Here is a 15,037-nt window from a genome sequence, read left to right on the forward strand (position 1 = left end):
CACTCCGTCCCGCTGCGGGGTCTCACATCCTGAGACCCATCTGTGGTGCCATGTGCCCCCCTGGAATCCGTGCACCCATGGCCTACGAACTCGCCAAGCGCACCGCCGACGCGGAGCAGCAACTCGCGACCCGCGACGGTCTGCCCGCCCGCGACGGTGCCCTGCTCAGCGCGCGCCTGCAGCGCCGCTACCACGACCGCATCACCGGCAGCTTTGCCATCCCCGGCCGCGAGGGCCGATATGCGCCCATTCCGGAATCGGTACCGCCGGCCCTTGCCGCCGCATTGAAGGCACGTGGCATCGAACAGCTGTACAGCCACCAGGCCGAGGCCTGGGAGGCCAGCCAGCGCGGCGAGCATGTGGCCATCGTCACCCCGACCGCCAGCGGCAAGTCGCTGTGCTACACCCTGCCGGTGGTCAGTGCGGCCATGCAGGACAACGCCAAGGCGCTGTACCTGTTCCCCACCAAGGCGCTGGCGCAGGACCAGGTGGCCGAACTGCTGGAGCTCAACCGCGCCGGCGATCTCGGGGTGAAGGCGTTCACCTTCGATGGCGACACGCCCGGGGACGCGCGGCAGGCGATCCGCCTGCATGGCGACATCGTGGTATCCAATCCCGACATGCTGCACCAGGCGATCCTGCCGCATCACACCAAGTGGGCGCAGTTCTTCGAGAACCTGCGCTACATCGTCATCGACGAAGTGCATACCTACCGCGGCGTGTTCGGCAGCCATGTCACCAACGTACTGCGCCGGCTCAAGCGCATCTGTGCGTTCTATGGCGTGCAACCCCAGTTCATCCTGTGCTCGGCCACCATCGGCAATCCGCAGGCACATGCCGAGGCCCTGATCGAAGCACCGGTCACCGCCATCACCGAGTCCGGTGCGCCCAGCGGACCGAAGCAGGTGCTGTTGTGGAACCCGCCGGTCATCAACCCGGACCTGGGCCTGCGTGCATCGGCGCGTTCGCAGAGCAACCGCATCGCCCGCATCGCGATCAAGTCCGGCCTCAAGACCCTGGTGTTCGCGCAGACGCGGCTGATGGTCGAAGTCCTCACCAAGTACCTGAAGGACATCTTCGACCACGATCCGCGCAAGCCACCGCGCATCCGCGCCTATCGCGGCGGTTACCTGCCCACCGAGCGTCGCGAGACCGAACGCGCCATGCGCGCGGGCAGCATCGATGGCATCGTCAGCACCTCGGCGCTGGAGCTGGGCGTGGATATCGGCAGCCTGGACGTGGTGATCCTCAACGGCTATCCGGGCAGCGTGGCCGCCACCTGGCAGCGTTTCGGCCGCGCCGGACGCCGCCAGCAGCCCGCGCTGGGCGTGATGGTGGCCAGTTCGCAGCCACTGGACCAGTACGTGGTACGCCATCCGGACTTCTTCGCCGAAGCCTCGCCCGAACATGCGCGCATCGCCCCGGACCAGCCACTGATCCTGTTCGACCACATCCGCTGCGCGGCATTCGAGCTGCCGTTCCGGGTCGGCGATGGCTTCGGCCCGATCGATCCGGAGGTGTTCCTGGAAGCCCTGGCCGAGACCGACGTGGTCCATCGCGAAGGCGAGCGCTGGGAGTGGATCGCCGACAGTTATCCGGCCAACGCGGTGAGCCTGCGCGCGGTGGCCGACGGCAACTTCGTGGTGGTCGACCGCAGCGACGGCCGCCAGCAGATCATCGCCGAGGTCGATTACTCCGCCGCCGCGCTGACCCTGTACGAGGGCGCCATCCACATGGTGCAGTCCACGCCGTACCAGGTGGAGACGCTGGACTGGGAGGGGCGCAAGGCCTACGTCACCCGCACCCACGTGGACTACTACACCGACAGCATCGACTTCACCAAGCTCAAGGTGCTGGATCGTTTCGACGGCGGCGTGGCCGGGCGCGGCGATTCGCACCACGGCGAGGTGCACGTGGTGCGCCGCGTGGCCGGCTACAAGAAGATCCGGTACTACACCCACGAGAACATCGGCTACGGCCCGGTCAACCTGCCCGACCAGGAACTGCACACCACCGCAGTGTGGTGGCAGCTCCCGCAGGCGCTGCTGCTGCGTGCGTTCGCCAGCCGGCAGGACGCGCTGGATGGCTTCCTGGGTGCCGCCTACGCGCTGCACATCGTCGCTACGGTGGCGGTGATGGCCGACGCACGCGATCTGCAGAAGTCGGTCGGCAATGGCGACGGTGCATGGTTCGCGGTCGCCGACCAGAGCGGCCGCGGCCAGCTGCGCGGCAGCGATGGCGATCCGGGCGCGGTCGAGCTGCTGCAGGTGTTCGTGCCGACCGTGTACCTGTACGACAACTTCCCGGGCGGCGTCGGCCTGAGCGAACCCCTGTGGCAGCGCCAGGCGGAGCTGGTGCAGCGCGCGCGCGAACTCGTGCAGCGCTGCGACTGCACGGCGGGCTGTCCGGCCTGCGTCGGCCCGGTACTGGCGGCGCAGGAGGAGGACGAGACCTCGCCGCGCGCACTGGCATTGCGTGTGCTGGACCTGTTCGATGCCGACGCCTGCCAGCACCTGCCCGATGTGGTGCCCGCCGCCCGTGGCGCCGTGGAGCTGCTGGCACCGTGAGCCTGAGCCTGGACAAGCTGCGTCTGCTGCGGAAGCAGGCGGGCGACCCGAAGGCCGGGCCGCCGGCTGTCACGGCGGCGGCGCCCGCAGCGGTCGTCCCGGCAGCGGCCAATGATGCACGGCAGCCACCGGCCGAACGCTCGGTATTCGCCTGGGTTGAACAGGAGATCCGCCACAAGCCGACCGGCCCGGCCGTCATGACACCCGCCCCCACCACGCCACCGTTGCGGCAGCCCCACGTCGGCAGCCTGCATCGCCTGCTGGGATTGCGCACACGCGGCAGCGCAGCGCCCCTGCACGCGACCGCACAGGACCGGCGGCTGCCCGGCGAGGAGATCGCGCCAGGCCTGTTCCTGATCGAATCCCTGCAGCCGCAGCCGGTTCCGAAGGTTCCCCTGTCGCTGGCGTTCGCCCGGCGCGAGAACGAGCACGTGGCCGCGCACGACCTGCTGTTCTTCGATACCGAGACCACCGGGCTGGCCGGCGGCACCGGTACCCGCGCCTTCATGATCGGTGCTGCCGACTGGTACACCTGCCCGCAGCGCGGCGAAGGCCTGCGCATCCGCCAGTTGCTGATATCGACGATGGCCGCCGAAGAGGCGATGCTGGCCACCTTCGCCGGCTGGCTGCAGCCCTCCACGGTGTTCTGCAGCTACAACGGCCGCAGCTACGATGCGCCCCTGCTGAAGGCGCGCTACCGGCTGGCGCGCCAACGCGACCCGATCAGTGCCCTGGATCATGTCGACCTGCTGTATCCGACCCGCCGCCGCTATCGCGGCACCTGGGAGAACTGCAGGCTGTCCACCATCGAGCGCCAGCTGCTGCGCGTGATCCGCGAAGACGATCTGCCGGGATCGGAGGCACCGGGCGCGTGGCTGCGGTTCCTGCGCGGCGGCGACGCGGTGAACCTGCGCCGGGTGGCCGATCACAATCACCAGGACGTGGTGACCCTGGCCCTGCTGCTGCAGCGGCTGGTCCGCGAGGAAGCACAGGAGCGCGAACTGCTCGCCCTGCAGGCGCCGCCCGGCATGGCCTGAGCCGGGTCCTGCGCGTTCGCGGACGGTGTCACTTTATGACTGAATGCGATGGGGTTGGCAGAATGATGCCCTGCCGCTGGACCCCCAGGCGGCCCCGCCGGAGACTGGCGCGGCTCACGACACGGAGGTTCCATGAGCACCCAGGTCCCGGGCTCCCAGCTGCGCTCCCTTGCTGCCCTGCTGGCCGGCACGGAGGCGTCCAGCACGCTGGCCGCATTCCATGGCGAGGACCAGGCGGCGCTGCTGGCCCGGCTGGATGACGGGCAACTGGCCAGCCTGCTGCCGATGGCTCTGGGGTGCGACGGCCTGCCGCTCACCGATAGCGCGCGCCAGTGGGCGCACCGCATTCTCGACGCCGACGCGCAGCGGCAGCCCCGTCTTACCGTTGCGATCTGCGCCGCTGCACTGCTGCGCTTGTCCCGGCGCAGCACCGGTACACGGTCGGGCGCGCTTCGTCCGGTCGACGGCGTGGCCCTGCTTGCGCGCTGCACCGAGCCCGGCCACGAGCGGCTGCAGGCGCCCGCGCTGGCATTGCTGCAGCACTGCGGCCTGCACGCCGGGGCAAGCGTCGAAGCCGGCAGCGATGCACTGTCGCTGCTGGCGTTGGCGCGCTGTGCCGGTGCCGACGGCAGCGGAACGCTGGCCTCGCTGCTGGACGGCTGCAGCGCGCACCCGCTGCTGCGTGATGAGCTGCGCCTGGTGGCGCACTGGCCGTTGCAGGACCTGTTGCGCCATGCCCGCATCGCCGAGCTGTACCCCACCGAGTCCGACATCGATCCGGCACCCGCCGATCTGCAGCCACTGAGCGAACACGACACCTACCTGCAGTTCGCCGAGCACGCATTGCAGCAGGCAGCGCAGCGCCTGCAGGCGATCCACGGTGGCCAGGCGCCCTACATCGCTGACCGTGCCTTCAGCATCGCCGAAGCCGGTGTGCTCTGGCGTGCCACGCGCGCGGCACTGGAATGCGATGCGCCCTGGCTGCGGCCCTTGCTGGCGCAGGTGCTGCCACCGGTGTGCGTTGCCCCGATCGCCGCCCGGACCCTGCCCTCGCAATCGGTGGCTGTGGCGTTGGCCAAGGCGGTCAATGCGATGCCCACCCCTGAGGCCATCGCCGCGCTGGCGCTGGCGCGGTCGCAGGTGCGCCATGCCGGCATCGCGCGGAAGCTGGACCGCCATCTGGCCGCCGCCGAACGCCGCCTCGCACAGCGCCCGCAACTGCTGCTGCGCCTGCCGGTCATTGCCGCCGGCAGGCGCTCACTGGCCAGCCTGGCCCGTGCCCTGGAGGCCACGTTCGTGCTGGGCGGCGAGTGGGCACTGCAGGACTGGCGCGACGCGTGCCAGCAACCGGCATTGGCCACCCTGCTGCAGGGCCTGGTCTGGCAGCTCGCCGATGCGCGCGGGCACTGGATCGATGCGATGCCGGTGGACGGCGCAGAGGCGTTCGCCGATGCGCATGGCATCGTGGTCGCGTTGCAGGGCCGCAACCGCCTGCGCCTGTGGCATCCCGCCCGCAGCCAACCCCATCTGCGCGCCGCCTGGCGCGCGCGGCTGATCGAGCAGCGCTGCCGGCAACCGCTTCGCCAGGTGTTCCGCGAACACTATCTGGACGCCCGCGGCGAACCCGCCGATACCGCTGCATTCAATGGGCTGACGCTGTCGGTGGCGACCTTGGCCGGGCTGGCCCGTCGGCAAGGCTGGCACGGCGATGACAGCGGCCAGCTGATGTTGGCCAAAGGCCCGTGGCGGATCGGCTGGCAGCTGTCAGCACCGCTGTCGCATGGCCTTGCCGGTGAGATCCGCAGCGGCCGCGTCCAGTTCCAGCGGCAGCATCGCGACGCGTGGCAACCGGTGCAGGCGCGCGAGCTGCCCGGAGTGGTGGCGTCCGAACTGCTGCGCGAACTCGACCTGCTGGCCAGTACCTGCGCATGCGGTGGCGAGGGCATGCCACTGCCGCCGGCCCGCATGGTCCGCTTGCGCGGGCGAACCCTGGAGCATCTGCTGGCCGCTCATCCGCAGCGTGACCTGATGACCTTCCAGCGCCGCCATGTGCAGGTCGGCCACTACAGGCTGCACCTGGCCACCGCCCGCGCCAGCCTTGCCGGGCAGACGCTGGCCCTGCCGGACCTGCCGGCGCGGCCACGCCGCTGGCTGCCTTACGATGACGCCGTGCTGGCGCAGCTGCTGGGCCGCATCGAACAGCTCGCCGAACGGGTATTGACGCCCCCTGAAGCCCCGATCGATGAGACTGTCGGCTCCTGATGCGTGGAGAATCCGCGATGCGTTCCAGTCTCTGGTTGATGCTCGGTTGTACCCTGCCGCTGGCCGCCTGCAGCCATGCGGGCGGCAGTGCAGGCAGTGGCAGCAGCAGCGATCCTGCACCCCGGCCTCCGCATGTCGCAGGAAGCCCGCAGCGATGCAACCCGGAAAAGCTGGAGGGGCTGGCAGGCAGGACCGCCGACGAGGCCACGGTGAAGCAGGTGGTTCAAGCCAGTGGTGCACGCACGGCGCGGGTGGTGAAGCCCGGCATGGCCGTGACCATGGATTTCCGCGAGGACCGGGTCACCATCGAGGTCGACGCGCAGAACCGGATCGTGCGCGCCAACTGCGGTTGAGCCGCTAACGCCGGGCTGGCCCGGCGTTACCGCCGCTTCACAGCTGCTGCGCCTTGCCATTGGCCAGCGCACGGGCGATCACCTGCTGCGCCTGTCGCGAGGCCTGCTCGTGCAGGCGTGCCTGGCGTTCGCCGAGCGCGGCCTGCTGGCTGCCCAGCGCCGCCTGGCGGCTGGCCAGCGCGGCCTGCTCTCCGGCCAGCCGACCCATCTCGCTGCTCCGCCCCGACTGGCGTTCGTCATCACGAGCAGCCTGAAGGGCGCGCCGCGCTTCAGCGGCGGCCTGCCGCGCGAGCGCTGCATCGTCGACCGAGTCACGCGCGGCCCTGGCCGCTTCGGCCGCCGCTTCACGATTGATGTCATGGGCAGCCATCGCACTGCGCGCAGTGCGCATCGCATCCTGCGCGATCTGGCGTGCATGTTCGCTCTGCAACCGGCCCAGTTCGCCCTGCCGGCGGCCGAGCTCGCCCTGCTGGCGACCCAGCACGCTCTGCTGGCGTCCCAGTTCGCCCTGCTGACGGCCCAGTTCCGCCGCGCCGGCATAGGCACGTTGCAGTGACTGCACCAGCATCGGATCACGCACCACGTAGCGCTTGTCACCCTGGCGGAACCACAGTGCCGGTCCCTTGCCGAGCTGCCTGCGGGCCTGCGCCACGTCATCGATGCCGCCATTGGCGAAGGTCGAATCCCCATCCACCAGCACATAGGCCTGGCGCGGCGACTCGCCCAGATCCAACGTCCCGTAGGTGGTGATGGAGGTGCCGGTAGAGGTCATGCCGTCATGGTCCTCGTCCACGTCGGTCGCATCGTCGAAGGCCCCCACATCGGCATCATCGGGTCCGGTCACATCGTCCGGCCCGGTCGCGTCAGCCGGCGGCGCGGGGGGAACCGGCACGGCCGGCAGGCGCGCCGACGCTGCCGGCGCCGGCGGTGCCTTCGGAGCCGGCGGCGGCGACAGGGGCTTCGGGGCCGCCGGCGGTGCGGGAGGCGCCGGCGGCACCGGCGCTGCGACCAGTCGCATGGGTGCCACACCCACCACCAGCACCACGGCCGTCAGGGCAACCGCGAGCACGCGCGGGCAGGCTTTGCGCGGCTGCAGCGAAAGCAGCCGGCGCTTGAGGCTGGTCGTGTCCGGCGCGGCACTGGCCACCCCCAGGTGCGGCTGCGGTGCAACGCCCAGCTGCAGCAGCAGACGCCCGTACGCGTGGCGACTGGCCCCATGCTGGCCCACCACCGCCTCATCCACCGCTTCTTCCCGGGCCTGGGCGTACTCACGCACAGACAGCCGCAGCAGCGGGTGGAAGAAGAACAGGTGCTGCGCCAGTGCCGGCAACAATCCCCACTGCAGGTCACGGCGCTGCAGGTGCTGCAGTTCATGGGTCAATGCCAGGTCCAGCGCGTCGCCCTGCAGTGCAGTGGCGCCGGCCGGCAGCAGCAGCACCGGGCGCAGCGGCCCGACCAGCTGCGGCGCATCGATCTGTGCGCTCATCCACAGGCGCGGCGGGCGGCGAAGTCCATGCGCGTCGGCGGCCAGGTGCAGCGCCTGCACCAGCGCCGCGTCCTCGCAGGGATACGCGGCGGCCAGCAGCGCGCGGCAACGCCGCCACTCCGCCAGGGTGCGCCAGGCCATCAGCAGGACACCGGAGGCCCACAGCGCGGCCAGTGCAAGCGCCCACCACGCTGTTGCGGGCGTCGCCACGACCTCTGCCGGCATCGTGGCCAGCAGCTGCGCGGAGCCTTCCGCAGACAGCGGATAGACCACATCGGCGGCGATATCGGTAGCGGTCATCGCCACCGACGGCGACGCGGGCAACCAGGGCAGCTGCACCGGCTGGCTCCACACCAGGCCGAGCACGGCCTGCAACGAAACCAGCCACCACAACCGGCAACGCGTGGCGGCCGACAGCGACGGCATCAGCCGGCACACGGCATACACCAGCGCCACCAGCAGCACGGTCTGCAGGCTGGTCCAGCCCAGCCGTTCCAGCATCGGGATCAGCATCGTGGTGTCCATGACTCAGCCCTCGTGGCGACGCGATTGGAGTTGGGCGACCAGCGCTTCCAGCTCGGCCAGCTCGTTGTCGCTGACCTGCTGGCGCTGCGAAAGATAGGCCACGAACGGCGACACCGAGCCCTGCAGGGTGTTGTCGACGAACTGGGCCACCGCGCCCTGCAGCACGCTGTCAGGGCCACGCGTGGCCTGGTAGCGGTACAGGCCTTCGTGCTGCCGGCGCTGCAGGTACCCCTTGGTGCGCAGCCGCTCCATCATCGTCAGCACGGTGGAACGGGCCAGCCCGCGCGCCTCGCCATAGCCGCTGGCGACCTCGCCGACACTGGCCGGCGCATGTTCATCGATGTACTGCAGCAGGGCCAGCTCCTGGTCCCCGATGGTTTTGCCGCGCATGACAGGCTCCCTTGACTACACGTGTCGTCACTGTCGGCGTGACGACACCTGTAGTCAACCCCCCGGAAGTCATGGGCCGACGAACGGTAGGGGGCAAGCGCAGCGTATGCAGCCGACGCGGCAGCTGCTGGGCTGGGAACCGGCGAGGCGAGCACTGAGTCATTGGTCGATCCCACCCTGCAAATATGACTTGTGCCGAGCATCAAGGCCCAGGCTCAGCATATTTCAGGCCTTGGAATAGCTCGCAAGAAGTAGCTCTGCATCTCGAGCGAGCCCCTCCTCGACCTCCACATCCGCTGCAAAATCGGACAACGCACGAAACTCCGCCGCGCTTCTGATTTTTCCACGCTTCAGAATTTCGCGAACCTTGGCCAACTTCCTATCCACAAAAAACTCAAAACTGAAACCATAAGTGGAGATCAGGTAGTCCTTCGCAGCCCGCCTCGAACTCTCAGGAAGATCGTTCAGGCCCTCAGCAATATCCTTTGCCAACTCGTAAAGCTTCGGACTGCGCGAAAAATGCGCAACCGTCTTCCTCCGCAACTCAACAACATGAGGAACATCACCCGGAGACGACAACATTGCAATCCCGTCCTGACACCACTTCTCCAGAACTTCCAGATCCATTGTCATTCCCCAAAATCAGCTAAAGCATGCCGCTGCGAGCCAGCGGGACGACAGGCACATGTGACAGCATGACTTATCGTACGCCCGGAAACGCTTCCTCCACTTGCCGATCCGATAGAGTTGGCGCTGGCGACGAGCCTTCTCTTCTCCATCTTCAGGAATCGCATGCATGCGTACTCCGGTTGGCCGCTGGCTACGGCGGCCTTCAACAGCCTCCTTCCTTGCGGCGTGCCTGTCCGCCGCTCTGCCCGCGCATGCTGCAGACGCAGGCAATGCACTTTCCAGTGGCCGCGCACTGCTGGAGCGAATCACAGGCAACGAGGAGGGGCGTGAGTGCAGCGACGCACTGTGCCGCGCTCGCGCGGTGTCCTGGGCCCAGGATTACATCGCGGCAGTCGCCGACAGCAGCGCCGGGCAATGGTGTGGACGAGCCACGGTCCTGCCCCATGAGCTTGTGGATCGCGTGTACAGCCACCTGAAGGCGCTTCCGCGCGCCCGCCTCGAGGAAGACGCATCGACGCTGACTCGGGAAGCGCTGGTTCACTCTTTCCCGTGTTCCCATGCGGCTCCATCGAGCAACAGCAGACCTGCCCAGGAGTGATGATGCCCCGATCCTTGATCAGTGCGTTCGCATTGCTTGTACTGCACATTCCCGCCTCACATGCGTGGGAGTGCGAGACGGATCCTGCGAAGTTCAGGTTCACATCGGACTCGCCTTCCACGTTCAACCTGGGTGAGCGGGAGGAAGTGGACAGGGCCTACGCCGCCCTGGCCAAGCACCTGCAACCGCTGCAGGGCTATCGGGCACCGAGGATCTTCTATTCAAAGGGCTTCAGCGCGATCCGGGAACATGACTGCAAGGCCGGAAAGTGCACCGCCATGGAGGTGCTGGAAGGCCTCCAGGAATGCGGCGCAGGCGGAATGAGCAGGCAGGATGCCTGTTACCCGTTGGCAGTCGTGCATGAAGGCAGGCTCTATTGCCTTCTGTACCCTGGCCAGAAGGACTTCGATCCTTCCAGGCCGTTTACACCCTATGTGCCCTTCAACAATAGCTGATGCGCGGGATCAGTCCCGCAGATCCTGCAGCTGATCGCGTGGGAAGAAGTCCGGATCGTCCTGTCCATCCAGCATCGCCTCGACCCGTTCGTCGAACTCGCGGGCGGCGGCAGCGGAGGCGTCGGGCCCCAGGAATGCGGAGTATCCGTTTCCAGCGAGGCCAAGCGCGGCGACCGTTCTCCGTTCGCCGTCCTCGCCCCACAGATAGTCGTGGACAACGACCAGGCCGGCATCGTCCGTGGCCAGGAACTCGGCTGCGCTGCGCCCCAGGGCCAGAAAGAACAGGATGTCGTAGAGACTCTCCGAATAGGTCAACGACCCGGCAACGAAGTGTCTTCCCTGATGGTCATAGGCCGCAATCCTGATGTTCTCCGCCTCTGCCGATCCCAGCACGAACTCCAGTGCCGCGTGGTTGTCCCGATGACGCGCCAACATCGCGTTGCAGTCTGAAATGAGCGTCTGCAGACCCGGCGCATCCGGGTCGGAAAGATCCCCGCCTCCGGGAAGACTCCACTGCCCGCCGATCGAGCGCCAGTCCGACCAGCGGGACACGTCCGGCGGTGCTGCCGCAAGCCACCGCGCAAGATCTGCGCGTGAAATCCTCAATCTGAGAAAAGCCGAGTACGGTTCGGACATCGCCGCCCTTCCTCCTGGGCATGGGTCTGCGTTGCGTGCAGCGGACGGACTGTAGCAAGTCCGGCAGCAGGCATCCTCCGTTCGCTGTCAGTATCGGCATCAACGCAGTCAGGGTGGCCTGCCGGCCCCGTTGGAATGTCCTCCCTCCCGGAAAGTCGCAACGGCAGCATCTAAACCCTCCTGCTGCCTGCTGCATCCCATCCGCACATCCCGCCGGGAATAACCCATGTTCCGCCCATCGCTTCCCCTTCTGCTCCTGCTGCTTGCTGCTCTGCCCCTCTCGCCGGCGTCAGCCAGCCCGGAGCCGGCGAACGAACAGGCTCGCCGCCTGATCCGCCAGACATTGCAGGACGAGCGCATTCCAGGCCTGCAGATCGCAGTGGTCAAGGACGGCCAGGTCGTGCTGTCCGAAGCGTTCGGCCTGGCCAACGTGGAAAACGGCGCGCCCGCCACACGCAGCACGCGATTCCCGTTGAACTCCGCCACCAAGGCCTTTACCGGCGTCGCCGCCGCACAGCTGGCACAGCAGGGCCGGCTGGATCTGGATGCACCGCTGTCGCGCTATCTGGATGCACTTCCGGCCGCCTGGCAGACCGTGCGCGTACGTCAGCTGCTGGCCCACACCTCCGGCCTGCCGGACATCCTTGACGCGCGCGGGCTGCTGGGCGGAGGCACCGAGGCACAGGCCTGGCAGGCCGTGACCGCACAGCCGATGGATGCAGCACCTGGCCAACGTTTCGCCTACAACCAGACCAACTATCTGCTCCTGGCGCGGATCATCGCGCGGCAGTCGGGCATGCCCTACGACCGCTTCCTGGCCAGCCGGCAGTTCGGCGCCGCTGGCATGGAACGCACCACCTTCGGCGACAGTTACGACCTGATCCCAGACGCCGCCACGATGTACAGCCTGGCCCCGCGCGCGACCGAAGCCGCCGATACGCCGCCCCGGCTGTCGCACTGGTTCTACGACGTGCCGCCCAGCCTGTGGTCCGGCGGCGGCATCCTTACCACCGCCGATGACACCGCGCGCTGGCTGGTCGCACTGCTGGACGGGCGACTGCTGCACGAGGACGGGCGCACACGGATGTGGACCGCCGAGCCGCTGGCCGATGGCAGGGCGGGCCCGTGGTCTGCCGGCTGGCCGGTACTGCAGGGCGCGCCGGACCGCCAGGTCGCCGGCATCGGTGGCGCGCGCTCGGCCTTCATCGTCTACCCTGACCGCGGCATCGCCGTGGTGGTGCTCACCAACCTGGTCGGCGCCAACCCGCAGCGCTTCATTCCGCGCATCGCCGATCTGTATGCGCCCCCGGTCAGCCCCGCGGGCCGCCCATCACCGGCAGGATCACCCCGCTGATGTAGCTGGCACAGGCCGGTGACGCCAGGAACACATAGGCCGGAGACAGCTCCTCCGGCTGTGCCGGGCGCCCCATGTCACTGTCCTTGCCGAACTCGGCCACGTCGGGGGCCTGCTTGTCCGCAGGATTGAGCGGCGTCCACACCGGGCCGGGGGCCACGCAGTTGACCCGGATGCCACGCGGCAGCAGCTGGCTGGCCAAGGCTTTGGTGAAAGCGTGGATCGCTCCCTTGGTTGCCGAATAGTCGATCAGCGCCTTGCTGCCGAAGAGGCCGGTTTCCGAGCCCGTGTTGATGATGCTGGCGCCCTCGCCCAGGTGTGGCAGCACGGCCCGTGCCATCTGCACGTAGCCGCCGATATTGGTCTGCAGCGTCTCCTGCAGATGCTCGTCCTCCAGGTCCTCCAGGCGCTCGCAGTGCAGCTGGAACGCGGCGTTGTTGACCAGGATGTCGACGCCCCCGAAGGCCTTGGCGACCTGCTTCACCGCCTTGTTGCAGAAACGCGGATCGCGCACGTCGCCCGCAATCACCACGCAGCGTCCGCCCTCGCTCTCCACATGCTGGCGGGTGATCTCGGCATCCTCGGCCTCATCAAGGTGCAGCACCGCCACGTCCGCCCCCTCGCGCGCGAACAGGACAGCGACGGCGCGTCCGATCCCGGAATCGCCGCCGGTGACGATCGCGCGCATGCCCTGCAGCTTGCCGCTGCCGACGTAGTCCGGTGCCAGGAAGCGCGGGGCCAGGTTCAGTTCGTGCTCATGTCCCGGCTTGGCCAGGTGCTGGGCAGGCAGGGTCTCCGGCTGGCGTCGCGTGCCCGCCTGGGTTGCCTTCTTCCTGGTCGCCTTCTTCGCCGCACGCGCATCCTTGGCCTTTTCCTGGTCCTGCAGGCGTCGCTGGCGGGCCGCAACCCGGGCGGCACGTGGATCACCGGCGGCGGCCTTGCGGGTTGCCGTCTTCACCACGCGGGGGCGTTCGGCCGCTGCTGCGGCGCTGCCCTCGGCAGCTGCCTTCGTACCCTTGCGTACTTTGGGCGACGCCTTGCGGCGGGCGGGAACCTTCTTGCTCGTAGCCATGCGGTCTCCTTCAGGTGTGGGGAATGGGGTGGGCTCAGGCGCGATCGGCAACGCCCTGCACGCCGGCATGGCCAGCGCAGTGCGCACAGCAGAAGATCTGCCCGTTGCCTTCGACGCCGTGGCCGATCACGGTGCAGTTGCAGTGCGCACAGCGTGGCGCGAAGGCGTGGATCGCGCATTCGAACGAGTCGAACGTGCCGCTGCGCCCGCCCTGCTGCAGGGTGAAACTCTTGTCGTAGTCGTTGCCGCATACATCACAGGTGGCCATGTCATACCTCCGTGGCGTGCCAGTACATGCAGTGTGGCCATCGCCGCTGTCGGCGACAGTGAATGCACCGTGTCCCGCATGTGCACGCCGTTCATGCCGCCACCACGCCGCGCGCGGCACGCTGGCGTCCTCATCACCATGGAGCAGGATCATGATCCGCGCATTCAGCGTAGCCGCACTGACCTTTGCCGTCGCCGCATGCAGCAGCACGCCAATCGCACAGGTTCAACCGATCGACGGCGTGATTTCCGGCCAGTGTCACAGCGACATGGTCCGCGGCGCCGTCGGCCTGGCAGCGTCGGCGGCCACCGTTGAACGTGCACGCGTGGACAGCGACAGCCTGCACGTGCAGGTGCTGCGCCACGACGGTCCGCGTGTTCCGCCCGCCAGCGAAGGCGGTGATCGCCTGACCATCGAGAAGGGACGCACCAACAACATCACCGCGATCTACTGCGGCTGAGCCGGCGTGCCCGCCGCAGTACACGCAACGTGGCCTGTTCCCACTGCCGCGGGCCGCGCAGGCCCGCCAGCGCGGTGAGTTCGCCACGCTCCCAGCCGGCGAACACACAGGGATCGATATATGCCCTGCGGCACACCGCAGGGGTGTTGCCCAGACGCGCGGCAACCTGGCAGACCACCTCGCGCTGTGCTGCGGCCAGTGCGCGCTGGCTGGCGGGCTCGGGCAGCGCGGTGGCAGCCAGTGCCTGCACTGCCGCCACCGTGCCGCCCCAGGTACGGAAATCCTTGGCGGTGAAGTCCTCACCCATCACATCGCGCAGGTACTCGTTCACTGCGCCGGAATCGACCGGCTGCACCTGGCCATCATCGTCGCGGTACTGGAACAACGACTGCCCCGGCAGCTGCTGCAACCGTCGCACCATCTGGCCCAGGCGGCGGTCACCCACCGTCACCTCCTGCAATTGGCCGGACTTGCCCCGGAACCGCATGCGTACCCGCCCGCCGCGAAGCAGCTCGAGGTGGCGGTTGCGCAGGGTGGTCAGCCCGAACGAGCGGTTCTCGCGGGCATAGGTCTCATTGCCGATCCGTACCAGCGTATCGGCCAGCAGCGCCACCACCACGGCCAGCACCTTGGTCCGCGGAAATCCGGACTGCCGCAGGTCGCGTGCCAGCCGCCGCCGCAGCGTGGGCAGTGCCTCGCCGAACGCAATGATCCGATCGAACTTGCCGGCATCGCGCACCTTCGCCCAGTCAGCGTGATACCGGTACTGCTTGCGGCCACGCGCATCGCGGCCGGTCGCCTGCAGGTGGCCGTTGGCATGCGCACAGATCCATACCGCGGTGTAAGCCGGGGGAATGGCCAATGCGCGGATACGCCGCAGCGTGGCCGCATCGCGCACTGCGTGGCCGTCAGCATCACGGTAACGGAAGCCTTTGCCTGCACGC

General features: G+C 68.3%; 15 protein-coding genes. 8 read left to right on the forward strand and 7 right to left on the reverse strand.

Annotation, left to right across the window (positions count from 1 at the left end):
• Window positions 1-77 precede the first annotated feature (77 nt).
• The 4 genes from AC06FB_RS11805 to AC06FB_RS11820 all read left to right on the forward strand — a co-directional run bounded on the left by AC06FB_RS11805 (window position 78) and on the right by AC06FB_RS11820 (window position 6,219).
• Window positions 78-2,567 carry a DEAD/DEAH box helicase gene (locus tag AC06FB_RS11805; RefSeq protein WP_460256163.1) on the forward strand — a complete coding sequence of 830 codons (2,490 nt, stop codon included), beginning with the start codon at window positions 78-80 and terminating at the stop codon, window positions 2,565-2,567.
• On the forward strand, window positions 2,564-3,604 hold the full coding sequence (locus AC06FB_RS11810; protein ID WP_065174118.1) for a ribonuclease H-like domain-containing protein: 1,041 nt from the start codon (window positions 2,564-2,566) through the stop codon (window positions 3,602-3,604). The genes AC06FB_RS11805 and AC06FB_RS11810 overlap by 4 nt, the downstream gene beginning before the upstream one ends.
• A gap of 132 nt (window positions 3,605-3,736) precedes the next feature.
• On the forward strand, window positions 3,737-5,866 hold the full coding sequence (locus AC06FB_RS11815; RefSeq protein ID WP_478053721.1) for a DUF4132 domain-containing protein: 2,130 nt from the start codon (window positions 3,737-3,739) through the stop codon (window positions 5,864-5,866).
• A 17-nt stretch (window positions 5,867-5,883) separates the two neighbouring features.
• Window positions 5,884-6,219, forward strand: a complete 336-nt coding sequence (locus AC06FB_RS11820) for an I78 family peptidase inhibitor (protein ID WP_065182092.1) — start codon at window positions 5,884-5,886, stop codon at window positions 6,217-6,219.
• Window positions 6,220-6,256: 37 nt separating this feature from the next.
• Here AC06FB_RS11820 and AC06FB_RS11825 read toward each other — a convergent pair whose 3' ends face one another.
• The 3 genes from AC06FB_RS11825 to AC06FB_RS11835 all read right to left on the reverse strand — a co-directional run bounded on the left by AC06FB_RS11825 (window position 6,257) and on the right by AC06FB_RS11835 (window position 9,247).
• Entirely contained in the window at window positions 6,257-8,230 is a 1,974-nt protein-coding gene (locus AC06FB_RS11825) for a M56 family metallopeptidase (RefSeq protein ID WP_262218854.1), read from the reverse strand.
• Window positions 8,231-8,233: 3 nt separating this feature from the next.
• Complete coding sequence (locus AC06FB_RS11830; RefSeq protein WP_053515971.1) at window positions 8,234-8,620, reverse strand: BlaI/MecI/CopY family transcriptional regulator; 387 nt, start codon at window positions 8,618-8,620, stop codon at window positions 8,234-8,236.
• Between the two features lie 225 nt (window positions 8,621-8,845).
• Entirely contained in the window at window positions 8,846-9,247 is a 402-nt protein-coding gene (locus tag AC06FB_RS11835) for a hypothetical protein (RefSeq protein ID WP_478053722.1), read from the reverse strand.
• A 169-nt stretch (window positions 9,248-9,416) separates the two neighbouring features.
• Here AC06FB_RS11835 and AC06FB_RS11840 point away from each other — a divergent pair, with 169 nt between their 5' ends.
• Together AC06FB_RS11840 and AC06FB_RS11845 are read left to right on the forward strand one after the other, a co-directional pair.
• On the forward strand, window positions 9,417-9,848 hold the full coding sequence (locus tag AC06FB_RS11840) for a Rap1a/Tai family immunity protein (RefSeq protein ID WP_478053723.1): 432 nt from the start codon (window positions 9,417-9,419) through the stop codon (window positions 9,846-9,848).
• A gap of 2 nt (window positions 9,849-9,850) precedes the next feature.
• Window positions 9,851-10,303 carry a hypothetical protein gene (locus tag AC06FB_RS11845; RefSeq protein ID WP_128987667.1) on the forward strand — a complete coding sequence of 151 codons (453 nt, stop codon included), beginning with the start codon at window positions 9,851-9,853 and terminating at the stop codon, window positions 10,301-10,303.
• 9 nt (window positions 10,304-10,312) lie between these two features.
• Here the strand turns inward: AC06FB_RS11845 and AC06FB_RS11850 are convergent, their stop codons facing one another.
• The gene (locus tag AC06FB_RS11850; protein ID WP_478053724.1) at window positions 10,313-10,939 is read right to left on the reverse strand and encodes a hypothetical protein; all 627 of its coding nucleotides are present in this window, start codon (window positions 10,937-10,939) and stop codon (window positions 10,313-10,315) included.
• 256 nt (window positions 10,940-11,195) lie between these two features.
• Here AC06FB_RS11850 and AC06FB_RS11855 point away from each other — a divergent pair, with 256 nt between their 5' ends.
• Window positions 11,196-12,293: a serine hydrolase domain-containing protein gene (locus AC06FB_RS11855; RefSeq protein WP_478053726.1), complete on the forward strand. Its 1,098-nt coding sequence runs from the start codon at window positions 11,196-11,198 to the stop codon at window positions 12,291-12,293.
• Here the strand turns inward: AC06FB_RS11855 and AC06FB_RS11860 are convergent.
• Together AC06FB_RS11860 and AC06FB_RS11865 are read right to left on the reverse strand one after the other, a co-directional pair.
• Complete coding sequence (locus AC06FB_RS11860; protein WP_111187066.1) at window positions 12,250-13,365, reverse strand: SDR family oxidoreductase; 1,116 nt, start codon at window positions 13,363-13,365, stop codon at window positions 12,250-12,252. The two genes, AC06FB_RS11855 and AC06FB_RS11860, sit on opposite strands and share 44 nt — an antisense overlap.
• Before the next feature lie 34 nt (window positions 13,366-13,399).
• The gene (locus AC06FB_RS11865) at window positions 13,400-13,633 is read right to left on the reverse strand and encodes a hypothetical protein (protein ID WP_053516095.1); all 234 of its coding nucleotides are present in this window, start codon (window positions 13,631-13,633) and stop codon (window positions 13,400-13,402) included.
• A gap of 151 nt (window positions 13,634-13,784) precedes the next feature.
• Here AC06FB_RS11865 and AC06FB_RS11870 point away from each other — a divergent pair, with 151 nt between their 5' ends.
• Complete coding sequence (locus tag AC06FB_RS11870) at window positions 13,785-14,093, forward strand: hypothetical protein (protein WP_128987665.1); 309 nt, start codon at window positions 13,785-13,787, stop codon at window positions 14,091-14,093.
• Here the strand turns inward: AC06FB_RS11870 and AC06FB_RS11875 are convergent.
• Window positions 14,071-15,037: DNA topoisomerase IB (locus AC06FB_RS11875; RefSeq protein ID WP_478053725.1), on the reverse strand; the 967-nt coding region annotated here is incomplete at its 5' end. The genes AC06FB_RS11870 and AC06FB_RS11875 overlap by 23 nt on opposite strands.

The sequence above is a fragment of the Stenotrophomonas sp. Steno-C15 genome (genome assembly GCF_056393265.1).